The organism is Pseudarthrobacter sulfonivorans, assembly GCF_001484605.1.
Lineage (GTDB): Bacteria > Actinomycetota > Actinomycetes > Actinomycetales > Micrococcaceae > Arthrobacter > Arthrobacter sulfonivorans_A.
In genome coordinates this window covers 4,639,059-4,657,964 of record NZ_CP013747.1, presented here as the reverse complement: position 1 = coordinate 4,657,964, position 18,906 = coordinate 4,639,059, and the positions used below count along the sequence as shown (strand labels likewise).

The following is an 18,906-nucleotide window of genomic DNA, read 5'->3' as shown; positions in this document are numbered from 1 at the left end:
TCAGGCCAAAACACGAAAGAGGGCTTATGCGGATCGCGGTATACGCCTTCAACGACGTGACAATGTTCCATCTCGCAGTTCCGCAGATGGTTTTCGACGAGGTCACCCGCCAGGGCCTGGCTGAATGGAACACTGTTCTTTTCTCCGACCAGGCCGGCCACGTTCGAACGGCTGAGGGTTATGAGCTGGGAGAGGTCCAGGGCCCTGCAGCAGCGGAAGAGGCCGATGTCGTGGTGGTGCCCTCCTGGTTCGATGATGGCCGCGTGCCCAGCGAAACCCTGCGCAAGGTCCTTCAGCAGGCACACCAGCGGGGCGTGACAATCCTGGGGCTCTGCCTTGGCGCTATCCCCGTTGCCGATGCTGGTCTGCTTACCGGACGTGCTGCCGTCACCCACTGGCAGGCGTTCGATTCCCTCGCTGCACGGCACCCTGATGTTTTCCTCGATCAAACCGTGCTGTACATCGATCATGGTGACGTGTTGACCTCGGCCGGCACGGCCTCCGGACTGGATGCGTGCCTGCATCTGGTGCGGGGCCGACTTGGGGCGGAGGCCGCGAACCAGGTCGCCCGCAGTCTGGTCATCGCCCCGCACCGCGAGGGCGGACAGGCGCAGTACATCGAACACCCCCTTCCGCCGCGTTCCTCAGACGACCCGATGGCACGCCTGCTCGAATGGGCTTTGGGCCGCCTGGGTGAACCTCTCAATATCGAACGCCTAGCCACCCAGGCGCACATGAGTCGCCGAACCTTCATCCGCGCCTTCCGGGCAACAACAGGGACAACACCTTCCTCCTGGATACGCACGCGACGGCTCGACGCTGCCCGGCGGCTGCTGGAAACCACGGACCTGTCCATAGACCAGGTAGCAGCCGACTGCGGCTTTGGCAGCGCTGTAACCCTCCGACAGAACTTCGCAAAAGCCTTCTCCACCACGCCCACCGAATACAGACGCCACTTCGACGCACAGCTCAGCCCCGGGCCCGGACGCTGATTCACGTCACACCCAACCCCTGCCCAGCAAACCGCAACGTTGAGACTAGGTATAACCGCCACAGTCAGCGTGCAGGAGTCGTGTCCCGTTTGCGCGCGTAGGCGCGATTGGCCCGCTGCCTGGCACCGCATCGAGTGGAGCACCATTGCCGCCTTGCATGTGTTCGGACCATAAACCGGTCGCATGGTTCGGCCGCGCATTGCGCGATGCGATGCGCGTCGGGTCCTGTCAATAACGCAGCCGCGTCCTCCGCGATCTGCGCCATCGCGTGGGCGACGAGTTGTGTCAAAGGATGGCTCGCAACCCGGCGCAGTCCTTCATCGGGCTCATATCGCAGCGGGGCGGCGGTAGGCACCGCGGTCAGGGCCTGATTGACCCCTTCCAGGGACTCAAGACCAGGTGCGAGGCCCTCGGTGTGTGACGTCAGCACCGCACGCAGATCCCTTCTCAGGTCGGTGAGCTGAAGCTGGCAGTACGCCAGCAGTCCGGCGCCGTCGGGCACGAGGTCATGCCTAATGAGCCAAGCAGTGGCACTTTCAGGATTGTCGAGTTCATCGGCCAGCTGCCCGCCCGGGAGCGTAACGACGCTGTTGGCCAGTGCCAGGCACAGGTGCTCGGCGGTTCCAGGAGCGGTGGGAAGTGGGACCTTCGTCATGTACTCACGGTATCATTTGCAATTTAACGTGATAGCGAACTAACGTGGATTATCACGTCAAAGCCATCCTTATACCGTGATAGATGAGGCAGTTTCATGATTCGTTCACGTCCTTCCGGCACCGCCCCTTTCGTCCTGTCGGTGCTCGACAATGCGCTCACGGGGGTCGGCTGTTCGGCCCGGGAAGTCTTCGACGACGTCATTGCACTTGCGCAGCTGGCCGACCAACGCGGGTACCAGCGGTTCTGGATGTCCGAGCATCATGCGATGCCCGGCGCCTCCATACCGTCACCTCAGCTCATGGTGGCCCGGCTTATCGGCGAGACCGAACACATCAGGCTTGGCGCGGGCGGAATCATGCTGCCCAACCATGTTCCCCTGGTGATCGCCGAACAGATCGGCATGCTCAACGCGCTGGCCCCGGGACGGATCGATCTCGGCCTGGGCCGGGCCCCTGGCACCGACGGAGCTACCGCGTCGGCACTACGGCGTCATCATGCGGCGAACGATGACTTTCCCGAGCAAATCAGGGAACTGTTCGGGTTTCTTGGAAACGACTTCCCACAAGATCATCCCTACCGGGATGTCCCTGCCGTGCCGGGCCCTTGGCAGGCGGAGCAGAACCGGGTTCCGCAAGCCAAGTCCAGCGCTGATATCTGGATTTTGGGATCCTCTGTCTACTCGGCGCACCTGGCTGCACGGCTCGGTCGACCGTACGCGTTTGCGCTGCAGTTCGGCAGTGCCGATGTCCTCAATGCCATGCGGATCTACCGGGAGAACTTCCGCCCGTCCCAGTTCCTGAACGAGCCGTACAGCCTAGTCAGCGTAGGAGCGGTTGCTGATGAAGATCCAGTTGAGGCGCGGCGCCAGTCCGCAACGTCGGCTATGGCAATGCTGAGAATGTTCCAACGTAAAACCTTTTCACTCCTTCCTCCTGCAGAGGTCGAAGCCTTTCAGGCCAACGTCCACGAGAGGGAGGTCCTTGAGGAATACACCGACCGTTCGCTTCACGGAACGGCAGCAGAAGTGGCAAACGGGCTGGAAGGGCTTCATGACCAAACGCGTGTCGACGAAGTAATGCTGGTCGTCCAAGGGCACTCCCGCCCTGCACAAGCACGCACAGTGGAACTGATCGCGGACCACTACAACATGCCGACCATGTAATGCCATGCCTGGCTGTCGTCGAACCGTCCCCGTGACACGACAAGCCCAGGGTGGATTGGGTGTCCCACTTCCTTCAAACCGGAACACCCTTAAGTGGGACACTCTCCCGATCTGGACCGGGGCATCCCCGTAACCTGCCTGTCCCGGATGTCGTCCCAAAAAGTGCAGCATAACCGTGAGTCACAGTGATGCCTTTCGGTACAGAGCACACATGCAGATGCGCTGCACGCCAGGTAGGGAGGGCTGGGGCAGGTCGGGTGGGAAACTGGATCTTTTAACTGTCGATGGGACTATCGCCTTCCGGGAGCTGTCCTGATGCGATGCTCTCTGCGGTCTTGGCATATGCGGCATCGATGTAAGCAGCCAAATCATCTTCCCGCACGCGCCAGACGTTGCGTCCACCGAACTGCGGTGCCCGCAACTCACCACTTTTCACGAGCGCAAAGATAGAAGGCATGCCGAGGTTCAGGATCTCCTGGACCTGCTCAAGGGACAGCATCCTGGGAAAGGACATCCGTGCCGGGACCTCCATCTGGTTCACTTCTTCGGCCTGCTTTCCCATCGCTGCGTGTCCTCGTTTCGGTGCCGGGTTAGTTATGGTGCCATTGAGTACCACATGAGTTTATTTGGCGGCAGGCTCGACGGGTTCGATGAGCTCGGGCCCATTGTTCCGCACGCTTTTAACCCGCGGGCTGACGATCCGAGGTGTCAGGGTCGGTTCCGGCAAGGAGTCCAGAAGGTGTTGGACATCGTCCTTGTCGGTCAGGTCTGGGTCCAGCCATTCAGCAAAGCGGTCGCGCGGGATGATGACTGGCGATCTGTCGTGGACGTGTCCCAAGGCGTCCTGCGTGGTGGTGGTCAGCACTGTGCAGCTGAGCAGCCACCGGCCCGGGTCATCCTCGGGCAGGGACGGATCAGCCCAGAACTCATAGAGACCGGCGAAGCCCAACAGGGGCTCGTTCTCCGAGTACAGGTAGTTCGGAATCTTTTTACCGTCCTCGCTTGCGATCTTTTCCAATGCACGCCGAGAGTTTCCCAACTCGGTGTCACTCGCTGTCTTTGAGTTGTTGACGCTGCATGCTCAGGGGAAGCGTGACGCTGCCCCTGCAGCGGCGCTAATTCTCATCGCGGACCATGTTCAGACCGAGGAAGTGAAGCGTTACGAGCCGTCGATCCGGGGCAATGCCCCATATCTGGCCAATCTCAAAAATTAAGCCAACCAGCGGTAGTGACAGCGTCGGTAATGCCGCCCACACTGTGTAGCTGCATGACGGGCACAGAGGTCGAGACTGCGTACTCAAAGCGCGCTGCTGAGTACATTGCCAGATTTGGGTCGGTTGAGTCCTTGCATCCAGCTGATCGGAAGCTCATAGCTGACTGGGTCGCACCTCTAGAACGCCGTGCGCACCTGGGCGCGGACATGGTCCATGGCACGGATGCCGAGGTATTCCTCCGGTCCGCCCACCAGGACGATTTCGGCAGGCGTCACGTCCCGCCAGGTGGCCGTGTTGGACGCCGGAGTCCTGGTACGTGTGGTCTGGGCTGCGGCCATGGTGGATTCCTCCCGGAAATTCTGGTGCAGTGTCTAAGCCTGCCACGGTGGGCCGCCGCCACCAAGCCGGGGCCACGCTGGCCTGGCCCGCGCCGGTCCGGCCAGCACCGGGCCAACGAGGCCCCCAGGTGCCGTTCCAGGAGGTCCAACACCGATTCCGTCCGGGCGTGCAGTGCCAGGACCCACGGCAACACCTGACGCGGCCGGATGGTCAGCCACACACCGGCGAAGGTCAGCAGGGAGAGCAGCACCATGGTCAGGAGTCCGAACGGGCCCTCGGGCCAGGGCAGCGCGGCCCCCGGCAATCCGGCCGTGATCCTTGCGGTTCCTGCCACTCCTGCGCTGAAAGTGCCGGCCACGGCGATCAGGGCGGTGGCCAGCCACGGTGCGGTCACCACCAGCGGGACGGCAGCCGTTCCCAGCAACGTCACCGGTGCCACCAGCGGGGCTGCCATCAGGTTTGCAAGCAGCGAGTACGTGGAAAACTGGGGCTGCAGGAGCACAACCACCGGGCCGCACAGCAACTGCGCGGAGAGCGGGACGGCCCAGGCGGCGGCTGCCCAGCGTGGAATCACCGCGGGGGTCCAGTCAATCATCCGTCGGCCCAGGACGATGATGCCCAGGGTCGCGAGTACCGACAAGAGGAACCCAAAGCTGGTACCGAGGCCGGGGTCGATCAGGAGCAGGCCCATCACTGCGAGGCAGAGGAAACTGAGTCCGCGGCCCGTCCGGCCGCCTGCCAGCGATGCCACGGCGATTGAACCCATCAGCGCGGCGCGCAGGACGCTGGCGTCCGGGCCCACGAGCACCACAAACATTGCCAGGCCGGTCAGCGCCAGTCCTGCCGCGGGAAGCCGGGGCAGGCGGAGGCTGCGGGCAGCGATCAGCAGTGCACCCAGGACCAGGCTGCAGTTGGCACCGCTGACCGCGGTCAGGTGGGTCATGCCCACCGTTTTCATCGCCGCATTGAGCCCTTCGTCCAGGGCGCTGGTATCTCCGGTGACCATGCCCGGGAGGAGACCGGCCGGATCGGCGGCAAGGAAGGACGCAGCAGAGACATACCGGACGCGGAGGTCCTTCGCGACCAGCTGCCAGCCCGGGGCGTAGGCATCATCGACTCCGGCGCTGCTGCCGGTCCCGGAGCCGGCACGGGGTGGCAGGGAGGCTGACAGGACAGCGGTTTCCTGCTGGCCTGCGTCCGGTGTCTTCAGCTTGCCGGCGGTCCGGACCACCTGGCCGGGCACCAGGTCTCCCCAGCCCTTGCCGCCCATAACCACCACCGGGGCACGGGTGCGGATGACCCGGCTGCTGACGGTGACCTGCTCCGTCTGCCCCGTTACCGACCACCGTTCGGGCGGCCCCGAAGTTCCCGGGACCGTCAGGGCCCGCGGCGATCCGGTGACTTCCAGGATGGCCACCACAGAGTTGCCGGCGGCTACAGCTTCGGCAAGCGGCCCGTCGTGCCGTTGCGACGAGGAGACGGCCGAATGGGCAGCGGCGGTCGCGGCCAGCAGCACGGCAACCGCGGTGGTCATAAGAAAGCTCCGCCGGCCTGCCACCAGCGCCCGGCCGCGCGAGGCCCGGATCAACAGGCACGTGGCCACTAGCACCAAGCCGCAACAGAGCCCCACCAGCGCCACAGGGCTAAGCCAGACGCCGGCGACGGCGGCACTCCAGACGAGGAGGGCGGGCAGTGCCAGCCTGACGTCGGTGCGCCGGCGCGGCGCGTCCGTTGGTGCACTCGATGGCTCCTGGCCCCGGAGTTTCGTCCCGACGCGTTCACCCAGCCTGCGGACCTTCAGCCCCGCGGCCTGAACCCCGGCGGGCGTAGTCATGGCGGGCGCATCCACGGGTGCCGGGAGGGCTGCGGGAGCTCCCTGGCCCTGCACGGCTGAGTCAACAAAGCGGCTCCACGGGCTGCGCCTGGCCATCTCAGACGCCTACCAGGGGAAGGAGTGTCTCGAGCATCTTTGGACCCACGCCGTCCACGGCGTCGAGCTCCTCGATCGATGTGAACGGGCCGTGTTCCTTGCGCCAGTCCACGATCCGCTGCGCCAGCACGGGCCCAACCTTCGGCAGGGCGTCCAGTTCTTCGACGCCTGCTGTGTTGAGGTTGACCTTTCCTCCTACGGACGCGGTCCCACCGCCGTCAGTCTCCTCCCCCGGTCCCCCGGGTGGGCCGGACGAACCGGCGGGGATTTCTTCGCCGGCCTGGGGAACGTAGAGCTTCTGACCGTCCGCCAGCACGGCAGCAAGGTTGAGGCGGTTCAGGTCTGCTGTGGGCGTGCCTCCGCCTGCCGCGGCGACTGCTTCGTGAACCCGGCTGCCAGCGGGCAACTGAACAATCCCCGGCACAGCGATGGCCCCGGCCACATGGATAATGACCGTGCCGGCCGGTGGACTTTCCGCGGGCAGTTCAGGCGGCCCGGCCCCGTGGGGCTCCTGGCCTTGGGTTTCTTCCCCCGCGCTCAAGCCGCCCTGGGCAGAGATGTCACTCAGTGGCATGACTTCGGGCTGACCGGCGGCAACCTGTGACCAGAACCAGGCGCCGCCCAGCACCGCGAGTGCGGCGATGAGCAGGGCGACCCGCGGGCCCACCCGCCATCTCAGCGCCGGTCCTGTCCTGCCTGTAGCGGCAGCGGCCTCATCAGCAGCCCCCGAAGCGGCGTCGTCACCGGAAAGGTGAGTACCGCCGTCGTACTCAAAGACCTTTTCGCCGTCGGTCAGCAGAAGCCCCGGGCCGACTCCCAGCGTGGACCGCAGCCGGTCCGGGGCATGCCGGGCCCCCTGGCGTGCTGCTCCAGCGTCCCGGCGTGACATGCTCCCAACGCTAGGGATACAACGCCGCCGGTGACAGGCCGGGCCTGCCCTATGTGGAAACCGCTATGCGGAAACTGCGGGGAGCTCCGGCTCAAGGGCAGCCACCGCCCGTTTGGAAGATTCAGGAGGCCGCAGACGGGCTGGGCATGGAGCCGCTAGGATTCGCTTACCCTATACACCCCAATGAGTCTGAAGGTGGGACCAATGCAGCTTGACGAGGTCATCGAGCAGTTTCATCAAGCGGTAAATCAGTTTGCTAAAGGCCACCCGGAACCCGTCAAGGCCATTTTCTCCCACAGCAAGGATGTCTCTCTTGCTAATCCCTGGGGTCCTCCGGTGGTGGGTTGGGAGCGAGTATCAGAGGCCCTCGACTCAGCGGCGGCACGATTCAAAAACGGACGCGTCACGGCTTTTGATGCCCTCACCAAGCACGTCACTACCGATCTCGCCTGCTTCCTGGACATAGAACACTGGCAGGCCAAGGTCGGAGGAGGCGACCAAATATCGCCATTTGATCTACGGGTAACGAGCATTTATCGGCTCGAAGGCGACACCTGGGCACTCGTGCACCGGCACGCAGACCCGATCACCACACCGCAGGCCCCGGACGCCGTCTTACGAAAATGATGCCCGGGAACCACACGATCCGAACGCACCCCCGGCAGGAAAGCATCCCACCAATCACAGGCCCGGCAGGGCTTATGTGGAAACCCCTATGTGGAAACCACGGGGAGCTCCGGGGCAGGCGGGCCGCTCTCCCCCACGATCACCGCGAGCACGCCAAGTCCCGCGTGGGCTGCCAGGACGGCGGGCAAAGAGCTGATTTGGGCTGGCGGACAGCTTGGCAGGTCCGCGGACAGCCTTGCTGCCAAAGCTTCTGCCTCAGCCGGATTCCCGAAGTGGTGGACGGCGAGGCGGGCCTGGCCGCGAGGGCGCGACGCGGCGTCCGCTGCGGCCAGCTCCTCGAGCCGGGCGACAGCTTTTGCAGCCGATCTGACCTTTTCCAGCGGCACGATCTTTCCGTCGTCGACGGCAAGGATAGGTTTGATCGCGAACATGGTCCCCAGCAGCGACGCGGCCGCGCCGATCCGCCCGCCCCGGCGGAGCTGTTCCAGGCTGGGCACGTAGAAATAGACCTTGGTTCGCGCGAACTGCTCCGCCGCCGCGGCGGCTACTGCTGTGGCATCACGCCCTTCGGCGGCTGCTGCCACCGCGGCCTGCACACCCATGCCCAGGGCCATGCCCACAGTGCCGGAGTCGAGGATTACCACGGGGATGGTCACGCGGCTGGCCGCCAGCCGCGCCGCATCCGCGGTCCCGGACAAGCCACCGGAAATGTGGATGGAGACCACGCTTTCGTAGCCCAGGCGTTCGGCGGCCAGGAAGACCTGTTCAAACTGTCCGGGTGACGGGCGGGACGTCTTCACCGACGTTCCACTGGCGAGTGCCAGCGCAATGGTTTCGGTGATGTCGTCTTCGCCCTCACCGTAGATTTCCGCGCCCACCATAACAGGCATCGCGATGACAGTCAGGCGTCCGTCCCCCGCACAGGCATGCACCCAGTCGGCCGGCAGAGCTGAGGCAGAATCGGTCACCACCGCGGTACGGACGACGACGGCGGGCGCCGCCGGGGCTGCCGGCAGTGGCGTGCCCTGGCGCGCCGCGGGTCGGAGGGCAGCCAAACGCTCCCGGAGCCAGAGCCACGCAGCGGCGTCACGGTCGGGCAAGGGTGCCTCCTGGTTTAGGGCCGGCCGCCGGTTGGGCCCGGCGGCCGGTGCCCCGGACTAGGCCGGGACGATGTTGACCAGTTTAGGCGCTCGCACGATCACCGTGCGGATGCCGCGGCCGTCGAGCGCGCGCTGGACGTTTTCGCTGGCCAGCGCCAGTTCCCGCAGTTCGTCCTCGCCGATCCCCGGCGAGACTTCGAGGCGGTCACGGACCTTGCCCTGGACCTGGACCACGGCGGTGACGGTCTCCTGGACCAGCAGCGCTTCGTCGTGCAGCGGCCAGCCGGCGTTCGCCACGGACGCCGGGTGACCCAGGACGTTCCACATGTCCTCCGCGGTGTACGGCGCGAAGAGGCTCAGGATGACGGCGACGGCTTCCGCCGCCTCCCGGACGGCAGGATCCGCCCCGCCGGCACCGGCGGCTGCATCTATGGTTTTGCGTGTTGCGTTGACCAGCTCCATGAGCTTGGCCACCACCACGTTGAACTTGTTGGTGTCCAGCAGCGCGGCGGCGTCCGCGATGGTGCGGTGCGTGACGGAGCGCAAGGCACGGTCGCCGGCGGTCACATCGGCGTCAGGCTCGCTGCTGACGTCCTGCGCCAGGCGCCAGGCACGGGCCAGGAACTTTGCGGAGCCCGAAGGCGAAACGTCCGCCCAGTCGACGTCGTCCTCAGGCGGGGACGCGAAGATCATGGTCAGGCGAACGGCGTCCACGCCGTACTTGTCCAGCTGCTCACTGAGGTCAACGCCGTTCCCCAGCGACTTACTCATGGCTTTGCCCCCGTTGAGGACCTGGCCCTGGTTCAGCAGCGCACTGAAGGGTTCGTCGGCGTCGATCATGCCCAGGTCGTGGATGACCTTGGTAAAGAACCGGGCATACAGCAGGTGCAGGATGGCGTGCTCCACGCCGCCCACGTACTGGCCGACCGGCATCCACTCGTTGATCTTTGCCGGGTCGAATGGCCCCTCGGTGTACTGCGGGGAAACAAACCGCAGGAAGTACCAGGACGAATCCACGAAGGTGTCCATGGTGTCGGTATCGCGCTTTGCCGGCCCGTGGCAGTTGGGGCAGTCAACGTTGACCCAGGCCTCGGCGGCGGCCAGGGGGGACGTACCCTTCGGGGACAGGTCCTCGCCGCGCAGGTCCGCCGGCAGCCTGACAGGCAGCTGCTCATCGGGAACCGGAACCTCGCCGCAGGCAGGGCAGTGGATGATTGGGATGGGCGTGCCCCAGAAACGCTGGCGGCTCAGCAGCCAGTCCCGCAGGCGGAAGTTCACGAACTTCTCGCCGGTACCCTGCTTTTCCAGTATGTCGATGGCAGCCGGGATGGCCTCGGCCTTCGGCAACCCATCGAGGACGCCTGAGTTGATCAGGGTGCCCTCACCCGAGGTGGCTTTGCCGGAAACACTGGGATCCTCTTCACCGGTATCCAGCACCGCGCGGACGGGCAGGTCGAACGTCTTGGCGAAGTCGAGGTCGCGCTGGTCGTGGGCGGGGACGGCCATGATGGCGCCGGTACCGTAGTCGGCCAGGACGTAGTCAGCGGCCCAGACCGGGAGTTTTTCGCCGTTCAGCGGGTTGACTGCGTAGCGGCCGGTAAAGACACCGGTCTTTTCGCGTTCGGTGGACTGGCGTTCGATCTCGGTGAGTGCCTTGACCTGTTCGCGGTAGGCGTCCAAGGCGGCGGCGTGCTCCTCGGTGACGAGTTCGACGGCGATCGGCGCGTCGGCTGCGACAACAAAGAACGTGGCTCCGTACAGCGTGTCCGGGCGGGTGGTGAAGACGGTGACGTCCTTGGCGGGCTTGCCGCCGACGGCCTCGATCACAAAGTTGACGTGGGCACCTTCGGAGCGGCCGATCCAGTTCTTCTGCATCGCCAGAACCCGCTCGGGCCAGTGGCCGCGCAGCTCGTCCATGTCATCGAGCAGCCGGTCAGCGTACTCGGTGATCTTGAAGTACCACTGGTTGAGGGACTTCTTGGTGACGGGGGTGCCGCAGCGTTCGCAGGCACCGTTGACCACCTGTTCATTGGCCAGGACGGTCTGGTCCTTGGGGCACCAGTTGACCGGGGAGTCCTTGCGGTATGCCAGGCCCCGCTCGTAGAAGCGCTTGAACAGCCACTGGGTCCAGCGGTAGTACTCGGGGTCCGAGGTGTGCACCCGCCGGGACCAGTCCGCGGAGATCGCGTATCGCTTGAACGACGCCGCCTGGGTGTCGATGTTGGCGTAGGTCCACTCGCTCGGGTGGGCATTGCGCTTGATGGCGGCGTTTTCCGCCGGCAGGCCGAAGGAGTCCCAGCCGATCGGGTGCAGGACGTCGAAGCCCTTTTGCCGCAGGTACCGGGCCACAACATCGCCCATGGCAAAAGCCTCGGCGTGGCCCATGTGCAGGTCACCCGAGGGGTACGGGAACATGTCCAGCACGTAGCGGCGCTCGCGGGAACCATCATCCACAGGCGTGAAAACCTTAAGGTCTTCCCACACCTGCGGCCACTTGGCCTCCATCGCCGCGAAGCTGTAGGCACCCTCTTCGGGTGTTTCCGCCGCCACTGCTGTTGTTCCGGTCTCTGTCTCCGGCTGAACGCTCACTGCTGCCCTCTTCTGTTCTGTTGTGGCATCGGTGCTGCCACAACGGTCTGACCCCCTCTGCCGCCGGCCCGGAAACATGCCCGGACACACAAAAGCCCCTCTCCATGGAGGGGCAGCCGCACGGCAATCCGGTTGTTTCCGGACACCGGGCGGCTAGCTAAGCAGAAGGATCGCACGCATAGGACTACTTTAGCCTACCTACTGCAGGTGGGCAGGCCCAGGCTAAGGGAATGCGCCAGTCCGGGCCGGGCGCAGGGGCGCGTGCGTGTGGTCGACGGCCCCGAGGATTTCTCCAGTTCCAAGCCGGCGAGATCCTCGTGGCCAGTGCCGGCACCGTCGAAGCGGACAGTGCCGCCGGGCCCATTAGGTAGCCCAGATCTCTTCGCCAACGAGAACCCTGAAACGGGGTGGCTCAATGGGGTAGATTCTACCCTTGCCAACCCAGCGCAATCAGTCCACAGTATTGTCAAGTCTGTGGGGAAACAAGACGGTCTCAGGTCGAGGAGCCTGACATGTATTCTTGGCGTCAATGTCCAGCACAACGATGTGATGGGCTGAAAATTCCGTCCTTCACCCCTGCGAAGAATTAGCGAGGGACTGGCCGTGTTTGGCTGGGTTACCCGGTTCAGCATGCAGTTCCGAATCTTGGTTCTCGCCCTCGCGGCGGGCCTTATTACTTTTGGCATCGTGAACGTTCCACATATGGCCGTGGACACCATGCCGGAGTTCGCCCCCGCACAGGTAGAGATCCAAACTGAGGCCCTAGGGCTCTCCGCGGTTGAAGTTGAGCAGCTTATCACCGCACCGATGGAAGCAGACCTCCTGAACGGGGTGGCCTGGCTGGACGAGATCCGCTCGAAATCCGTCCCGGGGCTGTCGTCCATCGAACTGGTCTTCGAGCCCGGCACGGACCTCCTGCGCGCACGCCAGTTGGTCGCGGAACGGATGACGCAGGCGCACGCGCTGCCTAACGTCTCATCGCCGCCGCTGATCATGCAGCCCATGTCCTCCACCAGCCGCGTGCTGATGGTCAGGATGAACTCCAAGGAGCTCTCCGGCATTGAGATGTCGGTCCTGGCCAGATGGAAAATCAAGCCGCGGCTGATCGGTATCCCGGGCGTGGCGAACGTGTCCATCTGGGGCCAGCGCGAACAGCAGCTGCAGGTTGAGGTCACTCCGACGCAGCTGCGCGATAAAGGAATTACCCTTGAGCAGCTAATTAAGACCACAGGCAACGCGGTCTGGGTTTCGCCGTTGAGCTTCCTCGAGGCTTCGACGCCCGGGACCGGCGGTTTCGTGGAGTCGCCCAACCAGCGCCTTGGCATCCAGCACGTCCTTCCCATCCGCACGCCGGCCGACCTGGCCAAGGTCAGCGTGGAGGACACGGACCCGCAGTTGCTCCTCGGCGACATTGCCCAGGTCAAGGAAGACCACCAGCCGCTGATCGGTGACGCCGTTGGGGCGGACGCCGGCCTGATGCTGGTGATCGAGAAGTTCCCCGGCATCAGCGCCCTGGACGTCACCCGTAGTGTTGAGGCGGCCCTCAAGGACATGGAGCCGGGCCTCACGGGCGTCCAGATCGATACTTCTGTCTTCAGGCCTGCGACCGGTGTTCAGGACTCCGTCAACAGCCTCGGCCTGGCGCTCCTGATCAGCCTGCTGATTGCGGTAGCACTGTTTTGGCTGCTGTTCCGGTCCTGGCGCGTCGCCGTGATCGCACTCGTGGCCATCGCCACTACCGTCACGACGGCGGCGGTGGTGCTGTTCGCCCAAAACGCAACACTTAACATCACCGTCCTGATAGGAGTTCTGCTCGGCACGTCCGTGATCGTGGGCGACATCGTGGAAGACGTTCAGGCCCACCGACGACAGCGCGCCGTCCGCGAGGCGACGGACGCCGAGGCTACCCCGAGGTCGCGCAGCAGCTACATCGTCCGCGGGGTCCGCACGCCGCTGTTCCACGCATCGCTGATGATGGTGGTCGTCCTCGTTCCGACCCTCTTCGTGACCGGAGTAGGCGGCTCGTTTCTTTCGCCGCTTTTCTGGTCGTTGGCGCTGACGCTGGCCGCCGCCCTGATCGTAGGCTTGTCCGTCACACCGGTACTGGCGTATTTCCTCCTCCCGTCCAAGACCGCGACCGACAGGGAACTTCCCGCCGTCGGACGGGGGAAGGCGTACTACGACCGCGCACTGGGTGGGGTCAACTCCCGGAAGCCCCTGGCGATTGTGGCCATCGTGGTCGTGGGGATCCTTGGCGTCGCTGCCGGCTCGCAACTGGCAGGAAACCGGCCGCTCGTTCCCACCATGCCCGACCGGACCCTGTTGGTGCAGTGGGACACCATGGCCGGGACGTCCAATGACGAAGTCCGGCGGATCGCTGCCCTGGCCTCCGATGAACTCAGGGCCCTCCCGGGGGTTTCGGGCGTCGGCGGTCACGTGGGACGCGCCATCTCTGCGGATCAGGTGGTTGGCAACAGCTCTGCTGAGCTGTGGGTGTCGATCGCACGGGACGCCAACTTCGGCGAAACGGAGCGGGCGGTACGGGACGTGGTCCAGGGCTACCCGGGCATCGCGCACAACGTGCTGAACTACTCGCAACAGACCGTCGGCGACATGCGCTCCAGCCTGGAGCCGGGATTCGCGGTCCGCGTCTACGGAACGGAAATGCCGGTGCTCCGTGAAAAGGCAGAAGAGGTCCGCCAGGCCCTCCAGAAGATTGACGGTGTGAACAACCCGACCATCGACGCTGCTGCCATGACCGCGATCGTAGAGGTCCAGGTCAATCTCGAGGCTGCCCAAAAGTTCGGCATCAAGCCCGGTGACGCGAGGCGCGCCGCTGCGACACTGATGCAGGGCATCGTCGTCGGGAACCTCTTTGAGGAGCAGAAGGTGTTCGAAGTGGTTGTTCGCGGCGCGGTTGGCGTCCGGGATGACCTGACCAGCATCCGTGAGCTGCTCCTTGACGCTCCTAATGGCGGCCACGTCCAACTGGGCCAGGTCGCCGACGTTCGCATGGTCCCCAGCGAAGTTGTTATCCAGCACGATGCCAGCTCGCGGCGGATCGACGTCGTGGCTGACGTCAGCGGACGCCCGCTGGCAGATATCCAGCGGGACATCGAGGCGGCCATCCAACAAATCCAGTTCCCGCTCGAACACCACGCCGAGATCCCCACGAAATACAGCCAGCTGCAGGCCGCAGACACCCTGGTTCATGGACTCGGAATCGCGGCCATCCTGGCTGTGCTGCTTCTGCTTCAGACTGCAGTGCGGAGCTGGAAGCTTGCCCTCGTCGTCTTCCTGACGCTTCCCGCCGCGATGGCGGGAGCAGCGGTCGCCGCATGGTTCGGGGCGGAGTCCCTGTCCTGGCTGTCGCTGACGGCATTTGCGGCCGTGGTGGCCATCGCTGCGCGTAATGCGGCGCTCCTGTCCGCGCGTGTTGACGAACTCTGGCGGGAGTCCGAACAGATGTCACGCACTGACCTGGTCATGACGGCGGCCCGGGACCGGATATCGCCGATCCTGAAATCCGCCCTCATTACGTTCCTCGTGCTGATACCGCCCGCCTTCCTCGGCGGCGCGGTAGGCCAGACCCTGATCGTGCCCATGCTGCTGATCATAGCCGGCGGGCTCGTGACCACAACGCTCGTGGGGATCTTTGTGCTCCCGCTGCTCACACTCTGGTTCGGTCCCCGCACCGAGCCGGAAGAGTGGTCAGAGGTCTACGAATCGGAAGTTCCAGTCATCCCTGTTATGCCGGAAAAGGTGGAAGTATCATGACCAGCAAAAGGACCCTGCGGCGCCTGCCAGTGGCGGCCGCTGTATGCGCGGCACTGCTGTTTTCACTGCCCGCCTGTGCTCAACCCTCAGCCATGGCAGAAACCGCATCTGAAGCGGCTGCCAAGGTGGAAAAGAATGCCACCACCGGCATAGCACGCATCACGCTGAGCCAGCGGGCCATCGAACGGCTGGAGCTGCTCACCGACACGGTCAAGCCGGGTCCGGGGGGCGCAGGCGTCCTGTTCCCATACGCAGCGCTGCTGTACGACGCGCAGGGGAAGACCTGGGTCTACATCAACCCCGAGCCACGGGTGTACGAGCGCCAGCCCGTCACGGTGACCAAAATCGAAGCGGGCGCCGTCACAGCCAGTGTCGGCCCAGCTGTTGGAACGCCTGTGGTAACAGTAGCCGCGGCTGAGTTGTTCGGCGCAGAGTTCGTTACGGGCAAATGACATGCGCCGGATAGTCGCGGCAAGCCTAAGGTTCAGATCGATCATCATCGCGATGGCGGCGGCGCTGATGATGGTAGGCGGCGCCCAGCTCAGCAGTGCCTCGGTGGACGTGTTCCCTGAATTCGCGCCGCCGAAAGTGGAGGTCCAGACAGCCTGCCTGGGACTTACCGCCGCTGAGGTGGAAGAACTCGTTTCGGTTCCCATGGAAGAAGCCTTCAACGGCATCGACGGCCTCCACCACATGCGGTCCAAGTCGGTACCGCAGCTGTCCTCGATTGTGATGGAATTCGAGAACGGCACGGATCTGCTCACTGCCCGACAGTTGGTGTCCGAGCGGATGGCGACGGTCATTCCGACGCTGCCCACCTGGGCGGCGCCGCCGATCATGCTGCAGCCCCTGTCCTCGACCAGCCGGGTCATGAAGATCGGGCTGTCCTCGGACACCCGGTCCCTGATCGAGATGTCAATGATTTCCTACTGGAACATCAGGGCCCATCTGCTCCGCGTTCCCGGCGTGGCAAACGTGGCAATCTGGGGCGAACGTCTCCAGATGCTTCAAGTCCAGGCTGACCCGGCCAAGCTGGCCGCAAACAAGGTCAGCCTGGAAACCGTCATGAGCACCACCGCCAATGCCCTCGACGCCGGCCTGCTCCAGTATTCCTCCGGTGCCGTGATCGGCACCGGAGGTTCCCTGGACACACCCAGCCAGACAATTGGGGTCAGGCACGTCCAGCCCATCACCACACCTGCGGACCTCGCGAAGGTGGCACTGGAGGATCGTGAGGGGCAGCCCCCGCTCCAGCTGGGCGACGTGGCCAATGTGGTGGAGGACCACCAGCAGCTGATCGGTGACGCCGTCATTAACGGCGGACCGGGTCTGATGCTGATCGTGGAAAAACTGCCTTGGGGCAACACCCTCGAAGTGACAAAGGGGGTGGAAGAGGCAATGAAACAACTCGAGCCCGGCCTGACCGGAATCGCTGTGGACACGGCCATCTTCCGGCCTGCAACCTTCATTGAGGAATCCCTCGACAACCTGGGCGTAGCCCTGCTGCTCGGATGTCTGCTGGTCATCCTGGTATTGAGTGTCTTCCTCTTCCAGTGGCGGACGGCATTGGTCAGCGTGCTGGCCATCCCGTTGTCGCTGGTGGCGGCGGCCCTCGTGTTGTATTGGACCGGCGGCACGATCAATACCATGGTGCTTGCGGGGTTGGTGATTGCCGTCGGAGTGGTGGTGGACGATGCCATCATCGACGTCGAGAATATCGTCAGACGGCTCCGGCACCACCGGGCCAGTGGCGCCACCGGAAGCACCGCCAGGGTAGTGGTCAACGCATCGCTTGAGGTCCGCGGACCGATTGTGTACGCCACGCTGATTATCGTCGCCGCCACGGTTCCGATCTTCTTCCTGGACGGGCTGACCGGGGCGTTCTTCCGTCCGCTGGCCACGTCCTACACCCTCGCGGTGGTCGCGTCCATGCTCGTGGCGCTGACGGTCACGCCGGCAATGGCGTACATCGTCCTGCGAAATGCCAAGCTGGAGGACCGGGATCCGCCCGTGGTCAGGGTCCTGAAGCGTTGGTACGCCAACGCGCTCCGGCCCATTGTCCGCCGTCCTGTCCCCGGCTACCTGACCCTGGCAGCCGTGGGCGTCATCGGCATCGTAGCGGCGCCGCTGCTGGGCCAATCGTTGCTCCCGTCCTTCAAGGAGCGTGATTTCCTGATGCACTGGCTCACGCAGCCCGGCACGTCCAACGGCGAGGAAGTCCGCGTCAGCCAGCTGGCCTGCAAGGAACTCATGACCATCCCCGGAGTGAACAACTGCGGGTCCCACACCGGACAGGCATTCAACGCCGATGAGGTGGTGGGCGTCTACTTCGGTGAGAACTGGATCAGCGTCGACCCCGGGGTCGACTATGACCAAACCCTGGCAGCAGTGGCGGCGGTCGTGGACGGGTATCCCGGAATCCAACGGGACGTGCAGACGTACCTCAAGGAACGCATTCGCGAGGTACTCACCGGAACCGGTTACGCCGTCGTCGTCCGTGTGTACGGGGACGACCTTGCGACGCTGCGCCAGGAGGCTGACAAGATCAAAACCATTCTGGGCGGCATTGACGGAGCCATCGGCGCGAAGGTTGCCCTCCAGGCCAACATTCCGCAGATCGATGTGGAAGTGAACCTGGAAGCGGCGAACCGCTACGGGCTGAAGCCGGGCGATGTGCGGCGTGCCGCGGCGACCTTCGTTGCCGGTGAAGAGGTAGGCGACATTTACCGGGACGGGAAGGCCTACGACGTCCAGGTGTGGAGCCCGCCGGAGGCCCGGACGAGTGTCACGAACATTGAGAACCTTCCCCTCGATACGCCGAGCGGGGTCAAGATCCGGATGGCTGATGTCGCCACGATTTCGGTCAAGCCCACGCCCAATGTCATTGAGCGTTCGGAGGGATCCAGGCGCATCGATGTCAGTGCCAACGTCAAGGAAGGTGATCTGGCGAAGGTCGTGGAGAAGCTCAAGACTGATATGGAAGCTGTTCAGTTCCCGGTCGGCTACAGCGCGGTTGTCCTCGGCGAATACGCCGAACGCCAGGCCGCAGCCCAACGGCTGCTGCTCTACTCCATTGGCGCGGTCATCGTCGTCTTCCTTCTCCTGCAGGCTGCTTTCAAGAGTTGGCGGCTGGCCACCCTGGCCATCCTGACCCTGCCGGTGGCACTCGTGGGCGGGGTGATCGCCGCCCACCTCAGCGGCGGAATCCTGTCCCTCGGTTCGCTGGTTGGCTTCCTGACGCTCATGGGGATCGCGGCACGCAACGGCATCCTGCTCATCAACCACTGCCAGCATCTGGAACAGTTTGAGGGGATGCCCTTCGGACCTGCGCTGGTGCTTCGGGGGGCTGCAGAGCGCTTGTCGCCGATCCTCATGACCACGCTGGCCACGGCTTTGGCTCTGGTACCGCTGGTGGTGATGGGGAACATCCCCGGCCACGAGATCGAGCATCCCATGGCAGTGGTGATCCTGGGCGGCCTCGTCACATCGACGCTGGTCAACCTGTTCATCGTCCCATCGCTGTACCTGCGATTCGCCAAAGGTGGCCGCGCCCACCGGCACCGGGCACATGAGCTCGAACCCGCGCCTTCGGTTTAGCTGGATCCGCCACGAGTAAGAAAGGCAGGCGAA

At 64.5% G+C, this 18,906-nt stretch carries 13 protein-coding genes; 6 read left to right on the top strand and 7 right to left on the bottom strand.

Annotated features, from left to right (window positions below; all coding sequences use genetic code 11):
- Positions 1-26: 26 nt before the first annotated feature.
- Positions 27-992, top strand: a complete 966-nt coding sequence (locus AU252_RS21160) for a GlxA family transcriptional regulator (RefSeq protein WP_058932398.1) — start codon at positions 27-29, stop codon at positions 990-992.
- Between the two features lie 64 nt (positions 993-1,056).
- On the opposite strand, the gene AU252_RS21155 is transcribed toward AU252_RS21160, so the two are convergent.
- Positions 1,057-1,647, bottom strand: a complete 591-nt coding sequence (locus AU252_RS21155; RefSeq protein WP_058932397.1) for a CGNR zinc finger domain-containing protein — start codon at positions 1,645-1,647, stop codon at positions 1,057-1,059.
- Positions 1,648-1,743: 96 nt separating this feature from the next.
- Here AU252_RS21155 and AU252_RS21150 point away from each other — a divergent pair, with 96 nt between their 5' ends.
- On the top strand, positions 1,744-2,811 hold the full coding sequence (locus tag AU252_RS21150) for an LLM class flavin-dependent oxidoreductase (RefSeq protein WP_058932396.1): 1,068 nt from the start codon (positions 1,744-1,746) through the stop codon (positions 2,809-2,811).
- A gap of 274 nt (positions 2,812-3,085) precedes the next feature.
- Here the strand turns inward: AU252_RS21150 and AU252_RS21145 are convergent, their stop codons facing one another.
- From AU252_RS21145 to AU252_RS21130, 4 genes are all read right to left on the bottom strand, one after another.
- Positions 3,086-3,373 carry a helix-turn-helix domain-containing protein gene (locus AU252_RS21145; RefSeq protein ID WP_083510507.1) on the bottom strand — a complete coding sequence of 96 codons (288 nt, stop codon included), beginning with the start codon at positions 3,371-3,373 and terminating at the stop codon, positions 3,086-3,088.
- Positions 3,374-3,433: 60 nt separating this feature from the next.
- Positions 3,434-3,829: an SOS response-associated peptidase gene (locus AU252_RS21140; RefSeq protein WP_240484249.1), complete on the bottom strand. Its 396-nt coding sequence runs from the start codon at positions 3,827-3,829 to the stop codon at positions 3,434-3,436.
- A 467-nt stretch (positions 3,830-4,296) separates the two neighbouring features.
- The gene (locus AU252_RS21135; protein ID WP_058932395.1) at positions 4,297-6,294 is read right to left on the bottom strand and encodes a ComEC/Rec2 family competence protein; all 1,998 of its coding nucleotides are present in this window, start codon (positions 6,292-6,294) and stop codon (positions 4,297-4,299) included.
- Position 6,295: 1 nt separating this feature from the next.
- Positions 6,296-7,183 carry a ComEA family DNA-binding protein gene (locus AU252_RS21130; protein WP_058932394.1) on the bottom strand — a complete coding sequence of 296 codons (888 nt, stop codon included), beginning with the start codon at positions 7,181-7,183 and terminating at the stop codon, positions 6,296-6,298.
- A gap of 204 nt (positions 7,184-7,387) precedes the next feature.
- Between AU252_RS21130 and AU252_RS21125 the strand changes: the two genes are divergently transcribed.
- On the top strand, positions 7,388-7,810 hold the full coding sequence (locus AU252_RS21125; RefSeq protein WP_058932393.1) for a YybH family protein: 423 nt from the start codon (positions 7,388-7,390) through the stop codon (positions 7,808-7,810).
- Positions 7,811-7,896: 86 nt separating this feature from the next.
- On the opposite strand, the gene AU252_RS21120 is transcribed toward AU252_RS21125, so the two are convergent.
- Both AU252_RS21120 and leuS read right to left on the bottom strand, forming a co-directional pair.
- A complete protein-coding gene (locus AU252_RS21120; protein WP_058932392.1) occupies positions 7,897-8,910 on the bottom strand; it encodes a DegV family protein in 1,014 nt (337 codons plus the stop codon).
- Between the two features lie 57 nt (positions 8,911-8,967).
- Positions 8,968-11,499, bottom strand: coding sequence for a leucine--tRNA ligase (gene leuS / locus AU252_RS21115; RefSeq protein WP_058932391.1), 2,532 nt, complete (start codon positions 11,497-11,499; stop codon positions 8,968-8,970).
- 630 nt (positions 11,500-12,129) lie between these two features.
- Here leuS and AU252_RS21110 point away from each other — a divergent pair.
- The 3 genes from AU252_RS21110 (at position 12,130) to AU252_RS21100 (ending at position 18,873) form a co-directional block, all read left to right on the top strand.
- Positions 12,130-15,276, top strand: a complete 3,147-nt coding sequence (locus AU252_RS21110) for an efflux RND transporter permease subunit (protein WP_240484248.1) — start codon at positions 12,130-12,132, stop codon at positions 15,274-15,276.
- 92 nt (positions 15,277-15,368) lie between these two features.
- A complete protein-coding gene (locus tag AU252_RS21105; RefSeq protein ID WP_157769037.1) occupies positions 15,369-15,728 on the top strand; it encodes a hypothetical protein in 360 nt (119 codons plus the stop codon).
- Between the two features lies 1 nt (position 15,729).
- Positions 15,730-18,873: an efflux RND transporter permease subunit gene (locus AU252_RS21100; RefSeq protein WP_058932388.1), complete on the top strand. Its 3,144-nt coding sequence runs from the start codon at positions 15,730-15,732 to the stop codon at positions 18,871-18,873.
- Positions 18,874-18,906 lie beyond the last annotated feature (33 nt).